This window comes from Ralstonia sp. 24A2 (assembly GCF_051783885.1).
Classification (GTDB): Bacteria; Pseudomonadota; Gammaproteobacteria; order Burkholderiales; family Burkholderiaceae; genus Ralstonia.
In genome coordinates, this window is sequence record NZ_JBPVZD010000001.1 from 74,707 (window position 1) to 100,568 (window position 25,862).

Annotated in this window: 21 protein-coding genes; 14 read left to right on the forward strand and 7 right to left on the reverse strand. The window is 64.9% G+C overall.

Annotated elements, in window-relative coordinates:
• Positions 1–319: 319 nt before the first annotated feature.
• From rplU to proB, 4 genes are all read left to right on the forward strand, one after another.
• A complete protein-coding gene (rplU, locus tag ACS13N_RS00335) occupies positions 320–631 on the forward strand; it encodes a 50S ribosomal protein L21 (protein ID WP_004633023.1) in 312 nt (103 codons plus the stop codon).
• A gap of 37 nt (positions 632–668) precedes the next feature.
• A complete protein-coding gene (rpmA, locus tag ACS13N_RS00340) occupies positions 669–929 on the forward strand; it encodes a 50S ribosomal protein L27 (RefSeq protein ID WP_004633021.1) in 261 nt (86 codons plus the stop codon).
• A gap of 197 nt (positions 930–1,126) precedes the next feature.
• The gene (gene obgE, locus ACS13N_RS00345) at positions 1,127–2,236 is read left to right on the forward strand and encodes a GTPase ObgE (RefSeq protein WP_438929829.1); all 1,110 of its coding nucleotides are present in this window, start codon (positions 1,127–1,129) and stop codon (positions 2,234–2,236) included.
• A 38-nt stretch (positions 2,237–2,274) separates the two neighbouring features.
• Positions 2,275–3,399, forward strand: a complete 1,125-nt coding sequence (gene proB / locus ACS13N_RS00350) for a glutamate 5-kinase (protein ID WP_438929830.1) — start codon at positions 2,275–2,277, stop codon at positions 3,397–3,399.
• Positions 3,400–3,491: 92 nt separating this feature from the next.
• On the opposite strand, the gene ACS13N_RS00355 is transcribed toward proB, so the two are convergent.
• Together ACS13N_RS00355 and ACS13N_RS00360 are read right to left on the reverse strand one after the other, a co-directional pair.
• Positions 3,492–4,133 (reverse strand): CNP1-like family protein, encoded by a 642-nt coding sequence (locus ACS13N_RS00355; RefSeq protein ID WP_438929831.1) that lies wholly within the window; start codon positions 4,131–4,133, stop codon positions 3,492–3,494.
• Positions 4,130–4,840: an RNA pyrophosphohydrolase gene (locus ACS13N_RS00360; RefSeq protein ID WP_438929832.1), complete on the reverse strand. Its 711-nt coding sequence runs from the start codon at positions 4,838–4,840 to the stop codon at positions 4,130–4,132. Before ACS13N_RS00360 ends, ACS13N_RS00355 begins: the two co-directional genes overlap by 4 nt.
• Before the next feature lie 219 nt (positions 4,841–5,059).
• Between ACS13N_RS00360 and ACS13N_RS00365 the strand changes: the two genes are divergently transcribed.
• The 3 genes from ACS13N_RS00365 to ACS13N_RS00375 all read left to right on the forward strand — a co-directional run bounded on the left by ACS13N_RS00365 (position 5,060) and on the right by ACS13N_RS00375 (position 8,500).
• On the forward strand, positions 5,060–6,784 hold the full coding sequence (locus tag ACS13N_RS00365; protein ID WP_438929833.1) for a proline--tRNA ligase: 1,725 nt from the start codon (positions 5,060–5,062) through the stop codon (positions 6,782–6,784).
• A gap of 14 nt (positions 6,785–6,798) precedes the next feature.
• A complete protein-coding gene (locus tag ACS13N_RS00370; protein ID WP_438930581.1) occupies positions 6,799–7,554 on the forward strand; it encodes a lytic transglycosylase domain-containing protein in 756 nt (251 codons plus the stop codon).
• A gap of 70 nt (positions 7,555–7,624) precedes the next feature.
• Positions 7,625–8,500 carry a 2OG-Fe(II) oxygenase gene (locus tag ACS13N_RS00375; RefSeq protein WP_438929834.1) on the forward strand — a complete coding sequence of 292 codons (876 nt, stop codon included), beginning with the start codon at positions 7,625–7,627 and terminating at the stop codon, positions 8,498–8,500.
• 108 nt (positions 8,501–8,608) lie between these two features.
• Here the strand turns inward: ACS13N_RS00375 and ACS13N_RS00380 are convergent, their stop codons facing one another.
• Positions 8,609–9,160: a hypoxanthine-guanine phosphoribosyltransferase gene (locus ACS13N_RS00380; protein WP_438929835.1), complete on the reverse strand. Its 552-nt coding sequence runs from the start codon at positions 9,158–9,160 to the stop codon at positions 8,609–8,611.
• 55 nt (positions 9,161–9,215) lie between these two features.
• Positions 9,216–10,628: a signal recognition particle protein gene (gene ffh, locus ACS13N_RS00385; RefSeq protein WP_438929836.1), complete on the reverse strand. Its 1,413-nt coding sequence runs from the start codon at positions 10,626–10,628 to the stop codon at positions 9,216–9,218.
• Positions 10,629–10,801: 173 nt separating this feature from the next.
• Here ffh and ACS13N_RS00390 point away from each other — a divergent pair, with 173 nt between their 5' ends.
• The 5 genes from ACS13N_RS00390 to ampD are packed head-to-tail and all read left to right on the forward strand — an operon-like array spanning position 10,802 to position 16,398.
• Positions 10,802–11,725 (forward strand): cytochrome C assembly family protein, encoded by a 924-nt coding sequence (locus ACS13N_RS00390; RefSeq protein ID WP_438929837.1) that lies wholly within the window; start codon positions 10,802–10,804, stop codon positions 11,723–11,725.
• Positions 11,726–11,773: 48 nt separating this feature from the next.
• Positions 11,774–12,037 (forward strand): hypothetical protein, encoded by a 264-nt coding sequence (locus ACS13N_RS00395; protein ID WP_438929838.1) that lies wholly within the window; start codon positions 11,774–11,776, stop codon positions 12,035–12,037.
• Positions 12,037–14,139 carry an ATP-binding protein gene (locus ACS13N_RS00400; RefSeq protein ID WP_438929839.1) on the forward strand — a complete coding sequence of 701 codons (2,103 nt, stop codon included), beginning with the start codon at positions 12,037–12,039 and terminating at the stop codon, positions 14,137–14,139. Before ACS13N_RS00395 ends, ACS13N_RS00400 begins: the two co-directional genes overlap by 1 nt.
• 14 nt (positions 14,140–14,153) lie before the next feature.
• A complete protein-coding gene (locus ACS13N_RS00405; protein ID WP_438929840.1) occupies positions 14,154–15,803 on the forward strand; it encodes a sigma-54-dependent transcriptional regulator in 1,650 nt (549 codons plus the stop codon).
• Positions 15,796–16,398 (forward strand): 1,6-anhydro-N-acetylmuramyl-L-alanine amidase AmpD, encoded by a 603-nt coding sequence (gene ampD / locus ACS13N_RS00410; RefSeq protein WP_438929841.1) that lies wholly within the window; start codon positions 15,796–15,798, stop codon positions 16,396–16,398. Before ACS13N_RS00405 ends, ampD begins: the two co-directional genes overlap by 8 nt.
• 65 nt (positions 16,399–16,463) lie before the next feature.
• On the opposite strand, the gene ACS13N_RS00415 is transcribed toward ampD, so the two are convergent.
• Genes ACS13N_RS00415 through ACS13N_RS00425 form a run of 3 tightly spaced genes read right to left on the reverse strand, consistent with a single transcriptional unit; the run spans position 16,464 to position 20,898 of the window.
• Positions 16,464–18,611, reverse strand: coding sequence for a phosphocholine-specific phospholipase C (locus ACS13N_RS00415; protein ID WP_438929842.1), 2,148 nt, complete (start codon positions 18,609–18,611; stop codon positions 16,464–16,466).
• Positions 18,612–18,650: 39 nt separating this feature from the next.
• The gene (locus ACS13N_RS00420; protein WP_438929843.1) at positions 18,651–18,848 is read right to left on the reverse strand and encodes a hypothetical protein; all 198 of its coding nucleotides are present in this window, start codon (positions 18,846–18,848) and stop codon (positions 18,651–18,653) included.
• A 28-nt stretch (positions 18,849–18,876) separates the two neighbouring features.
• The gene (locus tag ACS13N_RS00425) at positions 18,877–20,898 is read right to left on the reverse strand and encodes an alkaline phosphatase family protein (protein ID WP_438929844.1); all 2,022 of its coding nucleotides are present in this window, start codon (positions 20,896–20,898) and stop codon (positions 18,877–18,879) included.
• Positions 20,899–21,546: 648 nt separating this feature from the next.
• Here ACS13N_RS00425 and ACS13N_RS00430 point away from each other — a divergent pair.
• Entirely contained in the window at positions 21,547–24,522 is a 2,976-nt protein-coding gene (locus ACS13N_RS00430) for a ribonucleoside-diphosphate reductase subunit alpha (RefSeq protein WP_438929845.1), read from the forward strand.
• A 134-nt stretch (positions 24,523–24,656) separates the two neighbouring features.
• Positions 24,657–25,862 (forward strand): ribonucleotide-diphosphate reductase subunit beta, encoded by a 1,206-nt coding sequence (locus ACS13N_RS00435; RefSeq protein ID WP_438929846.1) that lies wholly within the window; start codon positions 24,657–24,659, stop codon positions 25,860–25,862.

Here is a 25,862-nt window from a genome sequence, read left to right on the forward strand (position 1 = left end):
GGCGGAGGTCTGGGTCAAGGCGAATTCCGGCGGAAGGCGGTGTGACTGATGGTTGGCTTGCGCGCGTTCGATGCGGCGCAAAAACCGCGAGATTATAGAGCAAGCTAGCGGTTCGCCCGGCCTTGCGATGGCTGGCAAATGGCGTGGCAGGCCGTTGTGCGGATACAGCACACCCAGAGCACGATTAGCCTTTGATTTGTTTGGGTTTTTCTTGTATAGTTGCGAGTTCTCTGTGTCCGCTGTCTGTGCAAGCGGGTGGTGGGTGGCACAAGAGTCACGTTTAGTTCAAGAATTAACGTTCTTTTATCGAGGTCCGACAATGTACGCGGTCGTAAAAACCGGCGGTAAGCAATACAAGGTTGCTGCTGGCGAAAAACTTAAAGTAGAACAGATACCGGCGGACGTTGGCGCAGAAATCACGCTTGACCAGGTGCTCGCAGTGGGCGCTGGCGACCAACTCAAGGTTGGTGCGCCTCTGGTGAGCGGTGCTGCCGTCAAAGCCACCGTCATCTCCCACGGTCGTCACGACAAAGTGCACATCTTCAAGATGCGCCGTCGTAAGCACTACCAAAAGCGCCAAGGGCATCGTCAAAATTACACCGAGTTGCGTATCGACTCGATCGTGGCCTAAGGCTGCATCGTCTACGTAACCGGATAGGAGTTCAGTCATGGCACAGAAAAAAGGCGGCGGTTCCACACGGAACGGCCGCGATTCCGAGTCGAAGCGCCTGGGCGTTAAGGTGTACGGTGGCCAAGCCATCAACGCTGGCGGCATCATCGTTCGCCAACGCGGCACCCGCACGCACGCTGGTGTGAACGTGGGCATGGGCAAGGACCACACCCTCTTCGCGCTGGTCGATGGCCACGTGAAGTTCGCCAACCGCGGCGAAGGCAAGAAGCAGTTCGTCGACGTTGTTCCGGCGGCCTGATTCAGCCTTGTAGTCAAAAGGCCCCGCACCCGTGCGGGGCTTTTTCGTTTCTGGCCGCTAACAAAACGCGAATCAAGCGCAACTCACAGTCCTGTTGTCCTGGGCGGTACGCCTGTTCCAGGCGCGTTTTGTTAGCGATGGCGCAGCAGCGCCGATTTTTTACCTGCCGTGCGCACGCCGCACGGGCGGAGACCTCCATGAAGTTCATCGACGAAGCCCGGATTGAAGTGATCGCTGGTGACGGCGGCAACGGTAGCGCCTCGATGCGCCGCGAGAAATTCGTCCCGTTCGGCGGCCCGGACGGCGGTGACGGCGGGCGCGGTGGCAGCGTGTGGGCGGTTGCTGATCGCAACATCAACACCCTGATCGACTACCGTTTCGCCAAGAAGCACCTCGCACGCAATGGCGAAAACGGCCGCGGTGCGGATTGCTATGGCGCAGCCGGTGAAGACATCACCCTACGCATGCCGGTGGGGACCGCCATCTATGACGCCGACACGGAAGAGCTGATCGCCGATCTGACGCTCGATGGTCAGCGCCTGTGCCTGGCGCAGGGCGGGGAGGGCGGCTGGGGCAACATCCACTTCAAGTCGAGTACCAACCGCGCCCCGCGCCAGAAGACCGACGGCAAGGCCGGCGAGCGCCGCAACCTCCGCCTCGAGCTGAAGGTACTGGCCGATGTGGGTCTGCTCGGCATGCCGAATGCCGGCAAGTCGACGCTGATCACCGCCATCTCCAATGCGCGCCCGAAGATTGCCGACTACCCGTTCACGACGCTGCACCCGAACCTGGGCGTGGTGCGCACGGGTCCGTCGAAATCGTTCGTGGTGGCAGACATTCCTGGCCTGATCGAAGGCGCGGCTGAAGGCGCGGGCCTGGGCCACCAGTTCCTGCGTCACCTGCAGCGCACGCGCGTGCTGCTGCACGTGGTGGATCTCGCCCCGTTTGACGAGAGCGTCGACCCGGTGGCCGAAGCCAAGGCCATCGTCGGCGAGCTGAAGAAATACGATGCCGAGCTGTACGACAAGCCGCGCTGGCTGGTGCTCAACAAGCTCGACATGGTGCCCGAGGACGAACGCGAAGCCCGCGTGAAGGACTTCGTGAAGCGCTTCAAGTGGAAGGGTCCGGTGCATCGCATTTCTGCGCTCACGCACGATGGCACGCAGGCGCTGGTCCACGCCATTCAGGAGTACCTCGACGAGCTGCGCGCCGAAGAGGACGCCGCAGCGGCTGCACCTGACCAACGTCTGGACCCGTCGCTGCACAACGTCAGTCATGACAGCGGCGACGACAGCGCCAACGCATAAAACACACAACACCAACATCCTTCGGAGACACGCCCACCATGGCCCTGCGTTCGCTGATTGCCGATGCGCGCCGCCTTGTCGTCAAGGTTGGTTCCAGCCTGGTCACCAACGATGGTCGCGGTCTGGACCAGGCGGCCATCGCCCGCTGGGCGGCGCAGATCGCTGCGCTGCGTGCGGCTGGCAAAGAGGTCGTGCTGGTCAGCTCTGGCGCCATCGCCGAGGGTATGCAGCGTTTGGGCTGGACCAAGCGCCCGAAGGAAATCCATGAGCTGCAGGCCGCCGCTGCCGTCGGACAGATGGGACTGGCGCAGGTGTATGAATCCGAGTTCGCGCGACACAGCATCCGCACCGCACAGGTGCTGCTCACGCACGGTGACTTGGCGGACCGCGAGCGCTACCTCAACGCGCGCTCCACGCTGCTCACGCTGTTGAGCCTGGGCGTGGTGCCGATCATCAACGAGAACGACACGGTCGTCACCGACGAAATCAAGTTCGGTGACAACGACACGCTGGGCGCGCTCGTCACCAACCTGATCGAAGGCGATGCGCTGATCATCCTGACCGACCAGCGTGGCCTGTACACGGCCGACCCACGCAAGGACCCTGACGCGCGCTTCGTCGATGAGGCGCAAGCTGGCATGCCCGATCTGGAACAGATGGCCGGTGGCGCAGGCTCCAGCATCGGCAAGGGCGGCATGCTGACCAAGATTCTGGCGGCCAAGCGTGCGGCCAAATCGGGGGCGCACACCATCATCGCTTCTGGTCGTGAGGCCGACGTGCTGGCGCGACTGGCGAATGGCGAGGCCATCGGCACGCAACTGCGCGCGCAGACCGGGCGTATGGCAGCTCGCAAGCAGTGGATGATCGACCATCTGCAATTGCGTGGCCGCGTGGTGCTGGACGCTGGTGCGGTGGACAAGCTCACCGCGGGCGGCAAGTCGTTGCTGCCGATCGGCGTGACCGAAGTGCAGGGCGAGTTTGCGCGCGGAGAGGTGATCTCCTGCGTGGACGCCGCCGGGCGCGAGGTGGCGCGTGGGCTGACGAACTACTCGTCGGCCGAGGCGCGGCTGATTGCGCGCAAGGCGTCTTCAGAGATCGAGGCGGTGCTGGGCTACGTCAGCGCTGCTGAGCTGGTACACCGGGACAACCTGGTACTGCTCTGATTGCCGATGTGAGCCACCAGGGTTCGACGAGCAACAGCAAAAAATAAGGGGATGAACCCAACGGTCATCCCCTCAGATCAAGCCGTTGTCTCTTACGGCCCGGTAAACCCTCTTCCCGAATCCCTCAGCCGGCGCACCAGCGTCGCGGGTTTTCCATCCCCGGCCACCGACCGCACGTCGCAGAAGTACGCGCGCATCAGCGCCGAGCCATAGTCCGTCGGGCCGCCGTTGCCGATACGCTGCCAATCGGTGGCAGGCTTGTACGCGTTCATGCTGGCGGATTCCGCGTTTGCGGTTTCGTTCATGTCGACGGCGAGGTTGCCGATCCACTGGTTGGTGTCGTTACGCAGCGTGGCGTAGATGCGGCGCTCGGCCGTGTCGCAGCGCATGCCTTCGTAGTTGACGTTGCGCGCGCCCGTCTTGCTGGTGATCAGCACGGTGTAGCGCACCACGTTGTCTGTACCAATCGACACCGACTTCGGATCAATGGCAAAGCGCAGCGGCGATTCATTGCGGCCACCCACATCGAACGGTAACGCATCACGATCGACCGGTGGGGCGGGGAAGGTGACGGCATCTTCCTTGAAGGGCTTGTCGTTGAACGGGTCCATCAACAGCTTGTCTTCGATGTTGCCGGTGGGGGCGTGGCCGCATGCCGTCAACGCCAGCGCAGTCGCCAGCGCGAACGGCACGAGAGCGCGGCGCGCTCCCCGTGTCGTCGTCTTCACATTCACGAGTTGTCCTTGGACGGAGTGTCGTCAGGGTTGGAGGATGAGGCAGGCTGCGACGTTGTCACCGTCTCGACGATGACCGTCGTGGTGGTGACCGTCATCACCGCTTGAGGGCGTGGGCCGCGCGCGTTCTGACCACCGGGGCGGTTATCGCGGCCTTCGTTGCCGCCGCGATTGTCTGCCCGGTGGTCGCGGTGCTGCCCGCCGCGTCCATACGGAGACAGCGGCGCGCGATTCTGCCGCTGCACGAAGCGCGAAAGCTCCGACAGCGCCAGCTGATACACCTCGCGCTTGAACTCGATCACGGCTTCCAGCGGCACCCAGTATTGGCTCCACCGCCAAGCATCGAATTCGGGATGCTCGGTGGCGCGCAGCTGGATGTCGCAATCGCGACCGACCATGCGCAGCAGGAACCAGATCTGTTTCTGGCCCCGATAGTGACCGCGTATCTCGCGGCGGATGAACTTGTCCGGCACCTCATACCGCAGCCAGTCGCGCGTGCGACCGACGATCCGGACGTGTTCTGGCAACAGGCCGACTTCTTCGTGCAGTTCGCGGAACATCGCTTGTTCGGGTGTCTCACCGTACTTGATGCCGCCTTGTGGAAACTGCCAGGAGTGCTCGCCAATGCGCTTGCCCCAGAACACCTCGTTTCTTGCGTTGATGAGGATGATGCCGACGTTCGGGCGGAAGCCTTCACGATCGAGCATGACTGCACCTCGAATACTTTAGAATTACGCCGATTATAGAGCGGCCTGTCGCTCGGCTGTCACGCACGCCGAATGTTGCTGCTCACTCGCGCCTCCTGGGGGAGGGGTGTCGTCTACGCGAATGTGCGTCTGGCGCCTCGTCGTATCCCTTGATTCCGGTGGCTTTTGCCCTTGTTCTCGCGGCTTTGCATGGCCGCGCCATCCCTTATTGTCAGTCGCATGAAAGCGTCCCAGTTCTTCATTTCCACGCTCAAGGAAGCGCCCGCCGACGCGGAGATCGTGTCGCACAAGTTGATGATGCGTGCCGGCATGATCAAGAAGCTCGGCGCGGGTCTCTATACGTATATGCCCGTGGGTCTGCGCGTGATCCGCAAGGTCGAGCAGATCGTGCGCGAAGAAATGAACGCCGCCGGCGCGGTGGAAGTGCTGATGCCAGTGGTCCAGCCGGGTGAGCTGTGGCAGGAGACCGGTCGCTGGGACAAGATGGGTGACGAACTGCTGCGCTTCAAGGATCGTCACGAGCGCGACTTCGTCGTCCAGCCGACGTCGGAAGAAGTGGTGACCGACATCGCCCGTACCGAGATCCGCTCGTACAAGCAGCTGCCGGTCAATTTCTACCAGATTCAGACCAAGTTCCGCGACGAGCGCCGTCCGCGCTTCGGCATCATGCGCGGCCGCGAATTCACCATGAAGGACGCGTACTCCTTTGATCGCGACGCCGAGGGCCTGAAGGTTTCGTACCAGAAGATGTACGACGCCTACACGCGCATCTTCCAGCGCTTCGGTCTGCAGTTCCGCGCGGTGGCGGCTGACAACGGCGCCATTGGCGGGTCGGGATCGCATGAGTTTCACGTGATTGCCGACACGGGCGAAGACGCCATCGTCTACTGCCCGGATTCGGACTACGCCGCCAACATCGAGGCCGCTGAAGCCCTGGCACCGGCTGCGCCGCGTGGTGCGGCTGCCGAGGCGCTTACCAAGACGCACACACCGGGCCGCGCCAAGTGCGAGGCTGTGGCCGAGCAACTGGGCATCCCGCTGCAACGCACAATCAAATCGATCGTGCTGGCAACGGAAGTCGAGGGCGGCGAGCCCCAGATCTGGCTGCTGCTGCTGCGCGGCGATCACGAACTCAACGAGGTCAAGGCATCGAAGGTGCCGGGCCTGGCCGACTTCCGCTTTGCCACCGAAGGTGAAATCCTGCGTGCGTTCGGCACGCGCCCCGGTTACCTGGGCCCGATCGGCACGAAGCTGCCGGTCAAGGTGGTGGCTGACCGCACGGTGGCGGCCATGAGCGATTTCGTCGTCGGCGCCAACGAAGAGGATTACCACTTCACCGGCGCCAACTGGGGCCGCGACCTGCCCGAGCCCGAGGTCCATGACCTGCGCAACGTGGTGGAAGGCGACGCCTCGCCGGACGGCAAGGGCACGCTGGCGATCTGCCGCGGTATTGAAGTCGGCCACGTGTTCATGCTGGGCACGCGCTACTCTGAAGCGATGAGCGCCACGTTCCTCGACGAAAACGGCAAGACCCAACCGATGGTGATGGGCTGCTACGGCATCGGCATCACGCGGATTCTGGGCGCAGCCATCGAGCAGAACTACGATGCACGCGGGATCATCTGGCCGGCGTCGATCGCACCGTTCCAGGTGGTGATCTGCCCGGTGGGCTACGACCGCTCCGACGCCGTGCGCGCCGAAGCCGATCGCCTGCACGCCGAGCTGGTGGCCGCCGGCATCGACGTGATGCTGGACGACCGTGGCGAGCGCCCGGGCGCGATGTTCGCTGACTGGGAACTGATTGGCGTGCCGTTCCGCGTGGTGGTGGGCGACCGTGGCCTGAAGGAAGGCAAGCTGGAATTCCAGGGCCGCCGCGACGAAGCCGCCACCGCCGTGGCACCGGCTGATGTGCTGGCTACGTTGAAAGCGCGTCTCGCGCAGTAATGGAGCTGACCCGTATGCGCCGCTTCCTACCTGCCCGCCCGATTGCTGCTGCGCTGTGCGCAGGGGCGTTGCTCGCGGGCACGCAGGCGGCGTGGGCGGGCGCGCAGAAAGAGGAATACCTTGCGGACTCGGTGCGCAGTGCGCTGTCCGCTGCAGTGGCTGACAGTCGCCCGCTGCGCCCGGTGTTCGCTAGCAACGACGAGCAGCTCGGCTACCTGCGCTGGCTGGCTGAGATGTCGGTGCGCATGTCGGGCAAGATTCCGCAGGCGTCGGTACGCGTTGAGCTGATCGAGACGGCGTACTACGAGGCCAAGCGTGCGGGGCTGGACCCGGCGCTGGTGCTGGGGCTGATCCAGGTGGAGTCCGGTTTCCGCAAGTACGCCATGAGCAGCGCGGGCGCGATGGGCCTGATGCAGGTGATGCCGTTCTGGACGCGCAGCATTGGCGACAACGACGCACGCAAGCTCTTCCACCTGCAGAGCAACCTGCGCTACGGCTGCACGATCCTGCGTCATTACCTCGACATCGAAGGCGGCAATCTTTATCTGGCATTGGGTCGCTACAACGGCAGCCGTGGCCAGCCGCAATATCCGAATGCGGTGCTGGCAGCGTGGAAGCGCTGGCAGTACCAGGAGTCGAGTGCGCTGACCGTATCGGCACCCGTGCCGGCCGAGGCGCCGCCACCGCGTGCCAAGGCGCTGCCGGATGTGCCAGCGCGCAATCCGTTCTCGCCGTTGCGGATTGCAGCAGGTTCGGCGGGCGGGTCCTGACCGGCTGTCGCATGGTGGTCGGCCTACAATAAGGCCATCTTTTTCGTTCGCCGCATCCACGTCACTCCGCATGTCCACCACCCAACCGTACGCAACCATGTCCGACGCGCTGCACGATTGGCTGCAGCGCCACGTGGCAGAAGGCTTCGAGGCGGATTCGCTGGTCGCCTCGATGGTGCAATCCGGCTACGACCGCGCGTTTGCGCGCCGCGTGGTGGACGAGGCGCTTGCCAAGCGCGCGCCCGCGCCCATCGTGGCACCCGTGTCGGCACCCGCAACACAGCCCGCTACGGAAGCCGTCGAGAACAGCAACGCCGTGCGCACCGCTGATGGCGACATCCCCATCCTGTTTGCGCTGGAGACGCCGCGCATCGTGCTGTTCCAGCACTTCCTGTCGGATGAGGAGTGCGACCAGCTCATCGCACTGGGCTACAACCGCCTGAAGCGCTCGCCCGTGGTGAACCCGGAAACGGGTGAGGAAAACCTGATCGCCGCGCGCACCAGCGAGGGCGCGATGTTCCAGGTGGGCGAGCATGCGCTCATCGCCAAGATCGAGGCGCGCATCGCCCAGGCCACCGGCGTGCCGGTGGAGCATGGAGAAGGCTTTCAGGTGCTGCACTACCAGCCCGGCGGCGAGTACCAGCCGCACTTCGATTTCTTCAACCCGAGCCGCAGTGGTGAGGCCCGCCAGCTCGAAGTCGGCGGCCAGCGCGTGGCAACGCTCGTCATCTACCTGAACAGCGTGCAGGCGGGCGGCGCGACGGGTTTCCCGAAGCTTGGCCTGGAGGTGGCGCCGGTTAAGGGCAACGCGGTCTTCTTCGTCTACAAGCGCCCCGACGGCTCGCTGGATGAAGACACGCTGCACGCCGGCTTGCCGGTCGAGCGCGGTGAGAAGTGGATCGCCACCAAGTGGCTGCGTGAGCGGCCGTACCGACGCGGCGTCTGAGCGGCGCTGAGCAAACAAGATATTCCCCGGGGATGTGCATCGTGACAATCCCGGGGAAACAAAAAGGGCGACCCTGGAGTCGCCCTTTTTGTTGGTTCCTGCGCCGCGTCAGGTGTTCTTCAGTGCGCGGATGGTCGGCAGGTTGCGCCAGTAGCCCTTGGCATCCATGCCGCAGCCGAACACGTAGCGGTCGGGCACGTTGAAGCCGCAGAAATCGGGGTACAGCGGCTTGTCCTTGGCGAGCGTCTTCTCGCACAGCACGGCGGAGTAGAACTCGGCGGCGCCCATGTCGATGATGCGCGAGCGGATGGCGGCCATCGTTTCGCCTTCGTCGAGGATGTCGTCGAGCACCAGCACCGTGCGGCCCTTGACCGACTCGCGCGGCGCCACGCGCCACTGCATCTCTTTGCTACCGACGGTCTGGTTGTTGTAGCGCGAGAGGTGGATGTAGTCGAACTCCAGTGGGAAGGCCAGCTTGGGAAGCAGCATGCCGGTGAACACGCACGCGCCGCCCATCACGGACAGCACCATCGGGAAGGTGTCGCCGATCTTCTCGGTGATCTCTGCGGCCATGCGGTCCAGCGAGCCGCGCACGGCGTCTTCGCTGACGATTTCTTCGGAGTTGGCCCAGAGTTCGCGGGCCTGTTCTGCGCTCAGCATCGTGTCAGTCAGTGAAACAAATTAAGTCGATCGGATTGGGAGCAGGGCGGTCGGCTCAGCGGCCGAGCAAGCCCTTCATGCCACCTTTCATGCCGCCCATGGCGCGCATCATCTTCATCATGCCGCCGCCCTTGAGCTTCTTCATCATGGTCTGCATTTGCTCGAACTGATTGAGCAAGCGGTTGACCTCCTGCACCTGCACGCCGGCACCAGCGGCAATGCGGCGCTTGCGGCTGGCCTTGATCAGTTCGGGCTTGGTGCGCTCGGCGGCGGTCATGCTGTTGATGATGCCTTCCATGCGGCGGACCTGCTTTTCAGCCTGGTCCATGTTGGCGCCCTGGGCCTGCTGCGCAAACTGCGCGGGCAGCTTGTCCATCAGGCTGCCCAGGCCGCCCATCTTCTTCATCTGGCCGATCTGGGCCTTGAAGTCTTCGAGGTCAAAGCCACCGGTCTTCTTGATCTTGGCCGCGAGCTTCTGTGCCTCCTCCATGTCGACACCGCGCTGCGCTTCTTCCACCAGCGCGAGGATGTCGCCCATGCCCAGAATGCGCTGGGCCATGCGGTCGGGGTAGAACGGCTCCAGCCCGTCGAGCTTTTCGGCCACACCCACGAACTTGATCGGCTTGCCCGTGATGTGACGCACCGATAGCGCCGCGCCACCGCGCGCATCGCCGTCGAGCTTGGTCAGCACCACGCCGGTCAGCGGCAGGGTGTCGTTGAAGGCCTTGGCGGTGTTGACGGCATCCTGGCCGAGCATCGCGTCGACCACGAACAGCGTTTCGGCCGGCTTGAGCTTGGCGTGCAGCGCGGCGATCTCTTGCATCATCGCCTCATCAATACCGAGGCGGCCGGCCGTATCGACGATCAGCACGTCGTGGTAGTGCTTCTTTGCCCAGTCCAGCGCGGCGGCGGCAATGTCCACCGGCTTCTGGTCGGGCTGCGAGGGGAAGAAATCGGCGCCAACCTGTTCGGAAACGGTTTTCAGCTGCGCGATAGCGGCGGGACGGTACACGTCGCACGACACCGTCAGCACTTTCTTCTTCTTGTTCTCTTTGAGCCACTTGGCCAGCTTGCCGACCGTGGTGGTCTTACCCGCGCCCTGCAGACCGGCCATCAGGATGATCGCGGGCGGCGTGACGTTGAGGTTCAGCTCTGCGGCGCGCCCACCCATGATGGTGGTGCCGGCGCCGTCGAGCGCTTCCTGGCCGCCGATGATGGCCGTCAGCTCGCGCTGCACGATGCCGACCAGCGCCTGGCCCGGCGACAGGCTGGTGATGACGTCTTCGCCGAGCGCCTTTTCCTTGACGCGGGCAATGAACTCGCGCACGACCGGCAGCGCCACGTCGGCTTCGAGCAGTGCCAGGCGAACTTCGCGCAGCATCTCGGCGGTGTTGGCTTCGGTCAGGCGCGCTTCGCCGCGCATGGTCTTGACCACGCGCGCGAGCCGTTGGGTCAGGTTATCCAGCATGACAGTGACAGGGATCCGGAATTGGGGACAGGGTGAAGATGAGACCGGTGCGCGCTTGGCTTGCGCCGGCTGGGAATGTGCTTAATGCGTCTATCTCGCATGGCCGCCCGGCGAGGCTTTCGGCGGGGGCGGGCCCCAGCCAAAACCAGGGTGCGCTGCGGTAAACTGTGCAAATGGCAATTGTACTGTATGCGCTGACGGCGCTTCTCTATGGCGCCCTCGCTTCGGTGGCGTGGGCACGGCATGGTGAACGGCGGGGCGGGCTTGGAGCCCGGGCCGCTGCCGGCGCCATGGCGGCAGGCGGGCAATCGCCGGCCGCCACGGTACTCGTGCCACCGCCGCCGGCGGCCGCCGATGCCGTCCCCGCCTGGTGGCGCTGGGCCTTGCTGGCGGCGCTGGCCGCGCACGGTTTCCTGCTGCACGAGACCATCTTCCCGGCCAGCTCGATGGTGTTCGGTTTTGCTTATGCGCTGTCGGCCATGCTGTGGCTGGGCGTGGGCATCTTCTGGATCGAGAGCCTGTTCTTCTCGCTGGCCGGCCTGGGTGTGCTGGTGATTCCCGTGGCGCTGGTCGGTAGCCTGCTGCCGCTGGCCTTTCCCGGCACGCAGATCCTCGGCTATGCGGCCAGCCCGCTGTTCAAGTTGCACTTTGCCATCGCCAATGTCGCCTACGGGCTGTTCACGCTGGCAGCGTTCCACGCGATCCTGATGCTGGCCGCCGAGCGTCGCCTGCACACCATTAACCGCCCCGCAGAGGCGAGCTGGTTCAGCCGCTGGCTGGATCTGCTGCCGCCGCTGCTGACGCTTGAAAAACTGCTGTTCCGCCTGATCGGCGCGGGCTTTGTGCTGCTCACGCTGACCATTGCTTCGGGCGCGCTGTTCTCCGAGCAACTGTTCCACCGTGCCTTCCAGTTCGACCACAAGAATGTGTTCGCGGTGCTGTCGTGGCTGATGTTCGGCGGCATTCTGGTGGGTCGCCGTTTCCGCGGCTGGCGTGGGCGCGTGGCGCTGCGCTGGGTGATGGCGGCGTTTTCGATCCTGCTGCTGGCTTATGTGGGCAGCCGCTTCGTGCTCGAAGTCATCCTGCACCGCGTGTAGCGCGTTCTTGGCTCCTCCAGCTTCTCTTTCGCTGTCGCTTTTTCTTCCATGGCCCGTCCTGTTCTGCTGATCCTGATGCTGCTCGCCGGCTTGTGGTGGTTGAGCCGCCTGGGGGAGCGCCCGTCGCGTTCATCGCGCTCGTCTGGACAGGGGCCGTCGCAGGGGAGCGCGAAGCGTGCGCCTGAACGCGAGGCTTCCCAACCGATCGAGCAGTGCGCCGTCTGCGGCGTGCATGCCCCGCGCACCAGCATGGTGGCGCTGCCAGGCGGCCGCTACCGTTGCCCAGAACACGCCGACCGGGACGGCGCGTGATGCCCGAGGTGTCTCGCTCGCAGCCTGACCTGCAGTCCAAACTGGTCTCGCCGGATGCGGCCCCCAATGGCTCCAGACCGTCCGGCTTTCGCGCAGTGCTCTCACGCCTGAATGCCTGGCGCGCGCTGCGCTCGGTTTGGCTGGAGCCTGATCCCCCTGAGTTCCAGTGGCGCTTGCTGCGCTATTTCGCGTTCAGCCGTGCGGCTGTTGCGCTGGTGCTGCTGTTGTTCGTGATGGTGCCGCGTGAGCACGAAACGGCGGGGCTACCCAACAGCGAAGCGTTACTCAGCCTGGTGCTGCCTTACCTGGCCGTGGCCCTGTTGATTCTGGCTGCAGCCGGATGGTGGCGCTCGCGGTTCCAGTTCCGTGTGCGGCTGGACGTGGTGCTCGACCTGCTGGTCCTCGGGTTGGCGTATGCCGCGCTGTCGCGTCTGTCGGCCAGTGTGGCGATGGTGTTCCTGATGCCAGTGCTGGCGGCCGGCGCGCTGACCAGCTTGCTGTTTGCACTGTTCACGGCGGCGGTGGCGTCGATGGTGGTGTTGGCCGATCCGTTCCTACAAATGCTGGGCGATGGGGTGATCGCGCCGGGGCTGGCTTCGGCGGGGTTGTACGGCCTTGTCTACATGATGGCCGCGTCGATGATGTATGGGCTGTCGCATCGCCAGATCGCGCAGGAACGATTGACCATGGCGCGCGAGCGCGAGTTGCGCCTGCAGCAATTGGTCAACCGCCTGATGGTCTATGACATGCAGGATGGCGTGATGCTGGTACGCGCCGATGGCCGCGTGGTGGCCGCCAACCCGGCTGCCGCCATGCTGCTGGGCGTACCGCAGAACGCCTTTGTGAACAGCGGTGCGATGCTGTTCGATCTGAAGGATGTGCCGCACCTGCGTCCGCTGCTCGAAACGCTGCGCCAATGGCTGCGCCGCAAGAGCCGCCATCCTGGTGCCGGCGATGCCTTGGGCGATGACGACGCGCCGCGCATCCTCGATTTGCTGCCCGTCGCGTCCGGTGGCCGCAGGACGCTGCATGCCCGCCTGCGCCTGCGCTTCATCCTGCCGAGCCTGGCCAATTTGCGCAGCGTCTATATGGATAGTCTCGTCAGCTCTATCGGCCTGGGCCTGCCGGGCGAGGGCGGTGAGATGCTGCGCCTGCGCAACCAGCCGGCCGAGGCTGGCACGCAGGGCTGGTCGGCCGATGACGAAGCCTTCCTGCGCCACGAGCTGCACGACACCGTGCTGGTCCACGTGGAAAGCTGGGAGCGCGTGGCCGAGCAGGCGCAGCAGGAAAAGCTCGCGTCGATGGGCCGGCTGGTGGCGAGCGTTGCGCATCAGATTCGTAATCCGCTGGCGGCGATCAGTCAGGCCGCCGAGTTGCTGGATGATCCGGGTGAGGGTGAGCATGCCCGCTCGGTAGGCGCCAACCCGGGCTCCGGCGTCGAAACGCGCCTGCTGCGCATCATCCGTGACAACGTGCGCCGGCTCGATCAGGTGGTCGCCGATGTGCTGATGCTCTCGCGCCGGCCGCGCGGCGAGCGTGTGCGTGTGCAGCTTGCACAGGTGCTACCGGAAGTGGTTGAGCGTTGGCGCGCGGAAGCCCTGCGCCGCGCAGGGGAGGCCACCGAGATCAACCCCAACCTCGTGCGCGTGGCGGTGGACCTGGACAAGCCCGTGCTGTTCGACCCAGCGCAATTGCAGCAGGTGGTTGGCAACATGCTCGACAACGCGCTGCGCTACTGCCGCCGCGTGCCGGGCTCGATCCTGCTAGCTGCCTACGCACTGGACGAGACGCACGCAGAACTCGTGATCTGGAACGACGGCCCCGAAGTGCCCACCGAGCAGCAGCGCAGCCTGTTCGAACCGTTCTTCACGAATGACGCACAAGGCACCGGCCTGGGCCTCTACATGGCGCGCGAGTTGTGCAGCGCCAACGATGCGCAGATCCGCTACGGCGCCATCGCGCTGGAATCCTTGCTCGATCGCACGGGAGCGTTGACCATGGAGGCGCGTCCGGGTGAAGACGCGCTGCCGCGTCGTGCCTTCGTCATCACTCTGATGTTTGACCAACCTGCCGTGCCCTTGGTGGAATCAACCACCGCATGACTTATCTCTGATCCATGTCCAAAGTCGCCATCGTTCGCGAACCCATTCTCGTCGTCGATGACGAAGCCGACCTGCGCGAGCTGTTGGAAATCTCCCTGCGCCGCATGGGGCACGACGTGGTGCTCGCCGGTGGACTGGCCGAAGCGCGCGAGGCCTTGTCCCGCCAGCGCTTTGCGTTGGTGCTGACCGATATGCGCCTGGGTGACGGCCTGGGCATCGAACTCGTGCGCCAGTTGTCGGCCACGGCCGACCGCACGCCAGTCGCCGTCATCACCGCCTACGGCAGCGCCGAGAACGCCGTGGAAGCCCTCAAGGCCGGCGCGTTCGATTACATCGCCAAGCCGCTCTCGCTCGACCAGTTGCGCAGCCTCGTGCTCAATGCGCTGGGCCGCCAGCAGCGCGATCCCGACCCCGGCAGTTCCGACCTGGCCGAGCGCACCAATGACCTGTTGCCCGGGCACTCCGCCGCTATGCAGGAGGTGCGCCGCTCGCTGATGCGGCTGGCGCGCAGCATGGCACCGGTGGTCATCAGCGGGGAATCGGGCAGCGGCAAGGAACGTGCGGCGCGTGCCGTTCACGCGCTGTCGGCACGTGCGTCGCGGCCGTTTGTGGCGGTCAACTGCGGGGCGATTCCCGAGAACCTGATGGAGGCCGAGTTCTTCGGCTACGTGAAGGGTGCCTTCACCGGGGCCGATAGCGACCGCCAGGGCTTCTTCCAGGCCGCCAACGGCGGCACCCTCATGCTGGATGAAGTGGCCGACCTGCCGCTGACCATGCAGGTGAAATTGCTGCGCGCGCTGCAGGAACGCCGCGTGCGCAAGATTGGCGAGAGCCGCGAAGACCCGGTCGACGTGCGCGTGGTGTGCGCGAGCCACCAGAACCTCGCGCGTCTCGTTGCCGCCGGCCGTTTCCGCGAAGACTTGTTCTACCGCCTGAACGTGCTGGAACTGCGCATGCCTACGCTGCGCGAACGCGGCGAAGACGTGCCCGTGCTGGCCGGTGTGCTGCTGGAGCAGCTCGCCAACCGCTACGGCGATCCGCGCCCCAAGCGCCTGACGCGCCCGGCGCTGCAGCAGTTGTGTGCGTATCCGTTCCCGGGCAACGTACGCGAGCTGGAGAACCTGCTGGAGCGCGCTTACGCGTTTGCCGAAGGCGAGTCGATCGACGTCGATGACCTGGGCGCACTCGGTGCCGAGATCGAGCGCTCGCCGCTGTTCCACCGCACGCGCGAGGCGCAAGCGGCCGCGCAAGGTCTGCAGGGGAGTGGTCACACGATGGCGCCCCCGCCCGTGACGGGCTGGCCCGACGCGGTCTATATGCCGGCACCTGTGGTCAGCCCAATCGCAAGCCCGATGGGCATGCCGCAGCCGATGGTGCAACCCGCCGAACCGGCACCGGCCGCTGCACCTGCTGAGCCGGCGCTGCCGAATGTGGCACTGCCGATCGATTTACCAGCGTATCTGGAGTCGGTCGAGCGCAGCGTGATCCTGGCCGCGCTGGACCAGACCGGCTTCAACCGCACGGCGGCGGCCAAGCTGCTTGGCCTGTCGTTCCGTCAGTTGCGCTATCGCATGCAGCAACTCGGCATCCGTGATCCGCGCGATATCGAAACTGCGGGCGGTCTGGGTGAAACCGCGGGCAACGGTCTGAACGGCGATGCCTGAACGCAACGCCTTGCACGTCGATGCCGCGGGCTGGGTGGAAGGCGTCCGCCGCCACCCGTCGCCGAATATCGACGAGAGGCCGGAAGGCATGCCGATCGATCTGATCGTGCTGCACAACATCAGCCTGCCGCCTGCGCAGTTCGTGACGGATTTCGGCACGGACGACGTGCTCGACTTCTTCACCAACACGCTCGACTGCGACGCGCACCCGTACTTCGATCAACTGCGCGGCGTGCGGGTGTCGGCGCATTTCTTTGTGCGCCGCACGGGCGAGTGCGTGCAGTTCGCGCCGTGTGGTGCGCGTGCGTGGCATGCTGGCGCGTCGGACTTTTTCGGCCGTACGCGCTGCAACGATTTCTCGGTCGGCATCGAGATCGAGGGGACGGACGACCTGCCCTTCACGTCCGAGCAGTACGCCACCACGGCATCACTTGTGCGGGCGATCTGCGCGGCGTATCCGATTGCGGCGATTGCCGGGCATTCGGACATCGCGCCGGGTCGCAAGACCGATCCTGGGCCATGCTTCGACTGGGCGCATCTGCGAGCGCTTGGCGGCTTCAACGCGGCGCTGTTTCCGTATCAGCACGCGCTCTGACGCTGCAATAGAAACGGGCGGCCCCTTGCGAAGGCCGCCCGTGTTCTCCTCCCTGCTGGTCTTTCTTAGGTGCCCATGGCCGGGTCGGACACGCCGTCCTTGCCGGTTTCCATGCGACCGGCAAAGCGCCGCGTGAAGCCGCCTTGCGGCACCGTCACCGTGAAGTCGTACCAGTTGCCCTGGCGCGCGATCGGCCAGTGCTGGTCGAGCTGCTTGCCGGCCGGGATGTCGAACGTCCACGGGCCGTCGGTGCGGTAGGCGTTGGGCTTGACGGTGAAGGTGCAGCCGGTGGTGCCGGTGTTCATCATCGTCACGTAGACCTCGGCGTTGGCCAGGTCGTAGCACACGCGGATTTCCGGTGCGCTCGAACCGGCTGCCGACATGGCGCTCACATCGCCCGAGAATGCGCGGTGGAAGCCGTTGGGGCCGAGCACCCACAGGTCGTACTTGCCCTTGTCTGCGGTGTAGACGTCCCACGCGTCGTCGAGCATCTTGCCGGGTTCGACGGCGTAGCGGCGTGGCACGCGGTCCAGGTGCAGGCGGTCGTACACGTGGAACACGGCGGCGGCCGTGCCGGTGTTGCTGAAGATCAGGCGCAGGGCGCGATTGGTGGCGTCTTCACGCGCGCTGACGTGTAGCTCGTACGGCAGGGCGCGCGAGGGGCGCGTGCCGGTGGCCTGCACGGGCAGTTGCTGTGCGGCCACGGAGGGCACCGGCACCTGCGGCTTCAACCCCTGCGCGGTGCGGATCGAATCGGCCGTGGCCTTGTCGCGGCTGGGCAGCGTGGGCAGTGTTTCGTTGTTCGGGTTGACGAAGTTGAAGGCGCTGGTCAGGTCGCCCAGTACGGCACGGCGGTATGCGCTGATGTTCGGCTCCTTCACGTTGAAGCGCAGTTCCAGGAAGCGCAGCACCGAGGTGTGGTCGAACGCCTGCGAGTTGACCCAGCCGCCGCGGCTCCATGGCGAGACGATGTACATCGGCACGCGCGGGCCGGGGCCGTACGGGTTCTTGTCGGTGTGGTATTCGCCGGCGGTGTTCACCGTCGATTTGCCGGCCAGCACGCCGTTGTCATACGCCGGGGCGGCGGGCGGCGGCACGTGGTCGAAGAAGCCGTCGTTCTCATCGAAGTTGATGAACAGCACGGTCTTGCTCCACACCGCTGGGTTGGCGGTGAGCGCGTTGAGCACTTCCTGCGTGTACCACGCGCCCTGCACGGGGCTCGACGGTCCGGGGTGCTCGGAGTACGTGGCCGGGGCGACGATCCACGACACCTGCGGCAGTTGGCCCGCCGCGATGTCGTCCTTGAGCGCTTGTAGGAAACCGCCGTCGGGCATGGTGTTGCCGACGCCCTTGATCAGCGGGCTGATGGCTTCGTCAGCGGGCGTGTACGCCGGGAACGGGCTGCCGTCCTTCAGGTTACCGCGTGCGGCGTTGGCATCGCGATACGCCTTGAAGCCGGCGAGCGGGTTGTCGGTGAAGTTGTCCGGCATGTTCTGGTAGACCTTCCACGACACGCCAGCGGTTTGCAGGCGTTCAGGGTAGGTCGTCCAGTTGTAGGTGACGCCGGCGTCGAGGTGGTCGCCGCTGTTGTCGATGACCGGGCCGCCTGCTGCGCCCGTCGGGTCATTCGTGCCCGTCCAGTGGAATAGGCGGTTGGTGTTGGTGCCGCCGTGGAAGCCGCAGTGGTACGCGTCGCACAGCGTGAAGGCATTGGCGAGCGCGAACTGGAAGTCCAGCTCGGTCTGCTTGTAGTAGCCCATCGACTGCGTCTGCTTGTAGGTCGGCCACTTGCTCATGCGGCCGAGGTCCCACGCCTGCTGTGCATCGGGGTAGCTGTGCGGCGTGCCCGAGACGCGCTGCGCGTTGCCGGCGCTACTGTCGAGGTAATACGGCAGCACCGTGCGCGACGTGCCGCCGCTGGTGTAGGTCTGCTGCCAGACGTTCAGGCCACCGGCCAGCGGGATCGGGAAGCGATCGCCAAAGCCGCGCACGCCCTGCAGGGTGCCGAAGTAGTTGTCGAACGAGCGGTTCTCCTGCATCAAGATCACCACGTGTTCGATGTCGCGCATCGTGCCGGTGGCATTGTTGGCGGGAATTGCCAGCGCGCGGCGGATCGACGGCGGGAAGGCGGCCAGCGCGGCGGCGGAAATCGCGCCCGTGCCAGCCATCTTGAGGAAGTTGCGGCGGTTGCCGTTGTTGGTGTTGGAAGTCATGTCGGTCTCAAACGCAAGTCGATGGGGAGGCAGCGCGGCTTACGGAGCGCAGTGCAGGTTCGGCTTGTTGGCCGGCGGTTGACCGGGCTGATCCGGCTGGGCCGTGCCGGGGTTGCCGGTGCCCGGCGTGCCGTCGTTCGAATCGCCGCCGCAGGCCGACAGCGACAAGGTGGCGGCACACAGCAGCGCGGCGGCCAGCCAGTGCGGCCGCGCGAGAGAGTGGATGAAGGGCTTCATGAGCGGTCTCGTTCGGGGTGAGGGGGGATCAGGGGTTCAGCGACGACAGCGGCTGGTGCGAGCCGTTGATCGACTTGAGTTCGTCCAGCGTCAGGCGGCGCGTCCACATGGCCAGGTCGTCGTAGGCCATCACGCCCTTGAGCGCGCCCGGGTTGTTGGGCACGTAGTTGTGCGTGGCGTCGTCGTTCACGCCCCAGACCTTGGTGGCCAGGCCGCCCAGCTTGGTGACGTCGGTGTTGGCGATGGCGCGGTCTTCGGTCTTCTGCACACCCAGCACCGGATCGAGGATGTAGGCGCTGAACAGCTTGGTCTGCGTGTCCACCGACAGGGCCAGGTACGCCCACTGATTGGCGCTGAACTTCATGCCCTGGATGTCGTCGCGCTTGCCGCCGCTGCCCAGGTTGAAGCGCACCTCGCAGCCACCCCACAGGGCGATGGCGATGCCTGGGTTGGCGCCGGAGTAATAGTTCTTGTTGGACAGGATCGGCTCCCCCGTGCCATTGCCCTGCGTGCAGTCCGACTTGAACCAGAAGCCGATGGTGAATTGCGGGCTTTGGGCGATGTCGGCGCCGTTCTGCGTGAGCTTGTAGGCGTCGATGCGAGAGTCGACCGACAGTGCCTTGCCGCCAAACGGGTCGGTCACGGCCGAGCCGCCGTCGGTGCCGGCCACCCATGGGCCCAGCGTCGAACTGTTCTTGCGATCCGTCGGCGGCAGCGGGTCGAAGCTGTAGTACATCGCCAGGCCGTTGGTCAGCGTCGTGGCCAGCGGTATCGGCGCCACGTAGTTGATCTGCGCCAGCATCGACACCGGCACGTTGTTGCGCACCAGTGTGTAGTTGATGCGGTAGAGGCCGTTTGCGGTAGCGATGCTGCTGTCGGTGTACTGCGTGGCCGTGGCGGGCAGCGTGGCGATTTGCGTGCCGTCGCGCAGCACGGTGATCGGGCCGCTGGCGGTGGTCGGGTTTTGCCAGTTCAGCACCAGCGAGGCGCTGTAGGCACCCACCGTGCTCTGGAGGTTGCGCACGCCCACCGTGCTGGCCGTGAGCGCGGTGCCGTCGAGCTTGTGTGCAGTCGCCGGCACGGCGGCGTTCAGTTGCGCCAACACGGTCGGCACGATGTCGGCCTCGCTCGGCAGGGCGGCCAGCGCAGCTTCGGTCGTGGGGGCCGCCGTGCCGTTCTTACCCAGCGCCGGATTGACAGTCTTGTTGAGCGCGATGAAGGCGGTGCGGTTTTCCAGCGTGGGCGCCGAGGTGGTGGCACCCGTGGCATCCAGCCCGTGGCTGGTCGTGACGACCACGAGCCAGTCTTCGTTCGGGTTGGCGGTGCGGCGCTGGGCGATGGCAGCCTGCAGCGTGCCGAGTGCTTGGTCGACGCTGCCCAGGGCGGCGGCGTACGCATCGCTTTGCAGGCCCGAGGCGAGTGCGGCCGCGGCGGGCGCGGTGTACTGCGCAAAGACGACGTCGTAGCCGGACTGCACTAGCTTCACGCTGTTCTGCGTGACGCAGGAGTCGACCTGGGCGCAGTCGACCAGCGTATCGAGGTTGCCGGCCTGTTGATCGGCCTTGAGCAGGGTAGGCAGCACGGGCGAGCTGACGGCCGCGCCCAGGCGTTGCGTGGTGCCGGTGGCCTTGGCGGCGGTGCGCGCGTAGCTGAAGACGCTCGGGGCGGCCAGCGTGGCGACGGTGTCGTCGGTCACGCCATGACGGTTCTGCCAGGTGCCCGACAGCACCGTGGCCCAGCTCGGCGTATCCAGCGGCGGTTGTGCGGTGGTCGTGCCCAGTGTGCCGCCGGTCGAGGCGGGCATCACGGACAGCGCGCCCAGGTTCGGCAGGCTGCGCTGCAGCAGCGCGCTTTGCACCTGCGCGTAGGTGGCGCCGTCCACGCCCACCACCAGCACTTTCTTGCTGGCGCTGGTGGACGGCACGGTCGTGCCGCCGGGGTTGGCGACGGGTGCACTGTCGCTGCCCCCGCCGCAGGCCGTCAGCGTGGCGGCTACGGTTGCGCCCAGCGCGGCCGTGAGCAGGCGGCGGGCAGGTTGGTTCGATGCCATGTTGGTTTCCTCGGTCGTGTGGTGCGCGGCATGTGCACCGTGGTGATTGCGCTCCCCCGCAATGCGACCGAAGAGTAGGGACGGGGCCTGTCGCTCAGGTGACAGGCGCGGCAAGAATGCTGATGCCGCTATTTGGATTTCTTAAGCGCGCTAGGAATCGTCAGAAGCCGACGGCGGTGCATCGGTGCACCAGTGCAGTGCGCGCCACACATACCCCTACCGTAGATGAGGTGACGTCTATCGAACTTGCGCGACTGATAGAAAGAATTATTCTTGGAATGTGTCCATTGCGACGCCGCACGTGAGCCCCGACGACCCTTTGTGCAGACTGGGGCCGCGGGTTTGCGGCACCGCATTTTGATTGCAAAAAAGCCCCCGAAACCCCATCTGTCAAGACTAGGCAAATTCGATTGGCCCACTATACTTAGCGCCAATCCCGGGGTGACACACTAGATGTAGTGGTGAATTTCCGGGATTCTTATTTCGGCGCCCGCGCGGGGGCGAGCGTACGGCAGGTCAAGCCGGCGCTTGGGGGCCGAGGAAGGGCAAGGGCCTTTTCCGTCTCTTTTTCTCTGCGCGGCGCAAGGGTTTGCCAAGGGTTCATCACCCCAGGCGAGCCGCCAATCGAACGGTTCAACAGGAGTCCTTATGCAAACGGCCCAATCCGAAATTCACTCCGGCACCGCCAATCCTTCCCAATTTGCGCAAAGCGCTGGCGGCACGGCCGTGGCCTCCGGCACGGCTCTCGGCGTCAACCTTGCCGATTACAAGATCATCCGCCGCAACGGCGCCGTGGTCAGCTTCGAGCCCTCCAAGATCGCCGTGGCGATGACCAAGGCCTTCCTCGCCGTGAATGGCGGGCAGGGCGCTGCTTCCGCGCGTGTGCGCGAGCTGGTCGACCAACAGACGCAGAACGTGGTGCGCGCCCTGCTGCGCAGCCGCCCGAATGGCGGCACGTTCCACATCGAAGACGTGCAGGATCAGGTCGAACTGGCCCTGATGCGCTCGGGCGAGCACGACGTGGCCCGCGCCTACGTGCTGTACCGCGAGCGCCGCGCCCAGGAGCGCGCGCAAGCCGGCGAAACCCAGCAACAGCCGGCCTTCATCGGCCTGAACGTGACCGACGGCGGCATCACCCGCCCGCTGGACATGGCTGCGCTGCGCAACGTGATCGTCTCGGCTTGCGAAGGCCTGGGCGACGCGGTGGACCCGGAGCCGATCCTCAAGGAAACGGTCAAGAACCTGTATGAAGGCGTGCCGATGACGCAGGTGTACGACTCGGCCATCCTGGCCTCGCGTACCCTGATCGAAAAGGACCCGGCGTACAGCCAGGTCACCGCGCGCATCCTGATGCACACGATCCGCCGCGAGATCCTCGGTGAAGAAGTCACGCAAGCCGAAATGGGCGCGCGCTATGTCGACTACTTCCCGCAATTCATCAAGCGCGGCATCAACGCCGAGCTGCTCGACGAGAAGCTGGCCCAGTTTGACCTGGCCCGCCTGGGCGCGGCGCTGGACGCCTCGCGCGACTTCCAGTTCAACTACCTCGGCCTGCAGACGCTGTACGACCGCTACTTCCTGCATATCAACGAAACCCGCATCGAGATGCCGCAGGCATTCTTCATGCGCGTGGCGATGGGCCTGGCCCTGAACGAAATCGACCGCGAAGCCCGCGCCATCGAGTTCTACCAACTGCTGTCGTCGTTCGACTTCATGTCGTCCACGCCGACGCTGTTCAACTCGGGCACGCGCCGCTCGCAGCTGTCGTCGTGCTACCTGACCACCGTGTCGGATGATCTGGACGGCATCTATGAAGCGCTGAAGGAAAACGCGCTGCTCTCCAAGTTTGCCGGCGGCCTGGGCAACGACTGGACCAACGTGCGCGCCCTGGGGTCGCACATCAAGGGCACGAACGGCAAGTCGCAAGGCGTGGTGCCGTTCCTGAAGGTCGTCAACGACACGGCTGTCGCAGTCAACCAAGGCGGCAAGCGCAAGGGCGCCGTCTGCGCATACCTGGAAACGTGGCACCTGGATATCGAAGAATTCCTGGAGCTGCGCAAGAACACCGGCGACGACCGCCGCCGCACGCACGACATGAACACGGCCAACTGGATTCCGGACCTGTTCATGAAGCGCGTGATGGAAGGTGGCGAGTGGACGCTGTTCTCGCCGTCCACCTGCCCGGACCTGCACGACAAGGTCGGCAAGGCATTCGAACAGGCTTACCTGGGCTACGAAGACAAGGTCGCGCGCGGCGAGATCAAGCTCTTCAAGAAGATGCCGGCGCTGCAACTGTGGCGCAAGATGCTGGGCATGCTGTTCGAAACCGGCCACCCGTGGATCACGTTCAAGGATCCGTGCAACATCCGCAGCCCGCAGCAGCACGTGGGCGTGGTGCACAGCTCCAACCTGTGCACGGAAATCACGCTGAACACCAACGACAGCGAAATCGCCGTGTGCAACCTGGGTTCGGTCAACCTGGTCGCCCACCTGGTCAAGCAAGCCGACGGCAGCGTCGTGCTGGATCACGAGAAGCTGAAGAAGACCGTGCGCACCGCGATGCGCATGCTCGACAACGTGATCGACATCAACTACTACGCGGTCAAGAAGGCACGTGATTCGAACCTGCGCCACCGTCCGGTCGGCATGGGCATCATGGGCTTCCAGGACGCGCTGCACGTGCTGCGCATTCCGTACGCCAGCGAAGGCGCCGTGCAGTTTGCCGACACCTCGATGGAAGCGGTCTGCTACTACGCCTACTGGGCCTCGACCGAACTGGCTGAAGAGCGTGGCCGCTACAGCAGCTACAAGGGCTCGCTGTGGGACCGTGGCATCCTGCCGCAAGACTCGCTCAAGCTGCTGGCTGAAGAGCGCGGCGGCTATCTGGAAACGGATATGTCGTCGACGATGGACTGGGACAGCCTGCGCGGCCGCATCAAGCAGCACGGCATGCGCAACTCGAACTGCGTGGCGATCGCCCCGACGGCCACGATCTCCAACATCATCGGCGTGTCGGCCTGTATCGAGCCGACGTACCAGAACCTGTACGTCAAGTCGAACCTGTCGGGCGAGTTCACGGTGGTCAACGACTACCTGGTGCGCGATCTGAAGGCACGCGGCCTGTGGGACGAAGTGATGGTCGCCGACCTGAAGTACTTCGACGGCTCGCTGGCCCGCATCGATCGCATCCCGCAAGACCTGCGCGACCTGTACGCAACGGCCTTCGAAGTCGAGCCGACGTGGCTGGTTGAGGCTGCATCGCGTCGCCAGAAGTGGATCGACCAGGCGCAGTCGCTGAACATCTACATGGCCGGCGCGTCGGGCAAGAAGCTGGACGACACCTACAAGCTGGCGTGGCTGCGTGGCCTGAAGACCACGTACTACCTGCGCACGATCGGCGCCACGCACGTCGAGAAGTCGACCGTGTCGCGCGGCACGTTGAATGCGGTGTCCTCGGGTAGCGATGTGGGTGGTGTGTCGGCTGCAGGTGCTTCGCAAGCAGCACCGGCCAGCGCGCTGGACGCCGCTGCCGCCACCGCGCAGGCCATGCCGGAAGCCGAAGGCGCCGTGTGCACGATGCGCCCGGGTGACCCCGGCTTCGAGGAATGCGAAGCCTGCCAATAAGTCTAAACAGTGTCTGAAGTTGCTCCCGCGCAAGCGGGGGCAACGTGGCTTGAGCGACACTAAGCAACACCAACCTCGCGCTCTCTTTTTTCCGACAGCGGGAGCGACGAGCAAAGAATTCTGGAGAAACACCTATGCTGAGCTGGGACGACGACGTCAAACCTGCCGCACAACCGCAAGCTGCACCGCAGCCCGCGTATCAACCGCAGCCGCAACTGCAAACGGCCACTGCTGACCAGGGCGGCGTGCTGCCCCCGTCGGCCACCGCCGTCGGCACGGGCATCCTCGGCAACAACCCGAACGCTGCCGCCGCACAGAGCAACCGCCGCGTGAACGCCGCCGACAAGCGCGTCATCAACGGCGCGACCGACGTCAACCAACTGGTGCCGTTCAAGTACAAGTGGGCGTGGGAAAAGTACCTGGCCGGCTGCGCGAACCACTGGATGCCGCAGGAAATCAACATGTCGCGCGACATCGCCACGTGGAAGGACCCGAACGGTCTGACCGAAGATGAGCGCCGCATCATCAAGCGCAACCTCGGCTTCTTCGTGACGGCTGACTCGCTGGCCGCCAACAACATCGTGCTGGGCACGTACCGCCAGATCACCGCGCCGGAATGCCGCCAGTACCTGCTGCGCCAAGCGTTTGAAGAGGCGATCCACACGCACGCCTACCAGTACATCGTGGAATCGCTGGGCCTTAACGAGGCCGAGATCTTCAACGCGTACCACGAAGTGCAGTCGATCCGCGACAAGGACGAGTTCCTGATCCCGTTCATCGACACGCTGACCGATCCATCCTTCAAGACCGGCACGCCCGAGAATGACCAGAAGCTGCTGAAGTCGCTCATCGTCTTCGCCTGCATCATGGAAGGCCTGTTCTTCTACGTCGGCTTCACGCAAATTCTTGCGATGGGCCGTCAGAACAAGATGACCGGTGCCGCCGAGCAGTACCAGTACATCCTGCGCGACGAATCCCTGCACTGCAATTTCGGTATCGATCTGATCAACCAGATCAAGCTCGAGAACCCGCACCTGTGGACGGCCGAGTTCAAGGCCGAGATCACGGAGCTGTTCAAGAAGGCTGTCGACCTGGAATACCGTTACGCAGAAGACACCATGCCGCGCGGCGTGCTGGGCCTGAACGCACCGATGTTCAAGGGCTACCTGCGCTTCATCTGCAACCGTCGCTGCCAGCAGATCGGCCTCGACGCGCTGTTCCCGAACGAAGAAAACCCGTTCCCGTGGATGAGCGAGATGATCGACCTGAAGAAGGAACGCAACTTCTTCGAGACGCGCGTGATCGAGTACCAGACCGGTGGTGCGCTGTCCTGGGAGTGA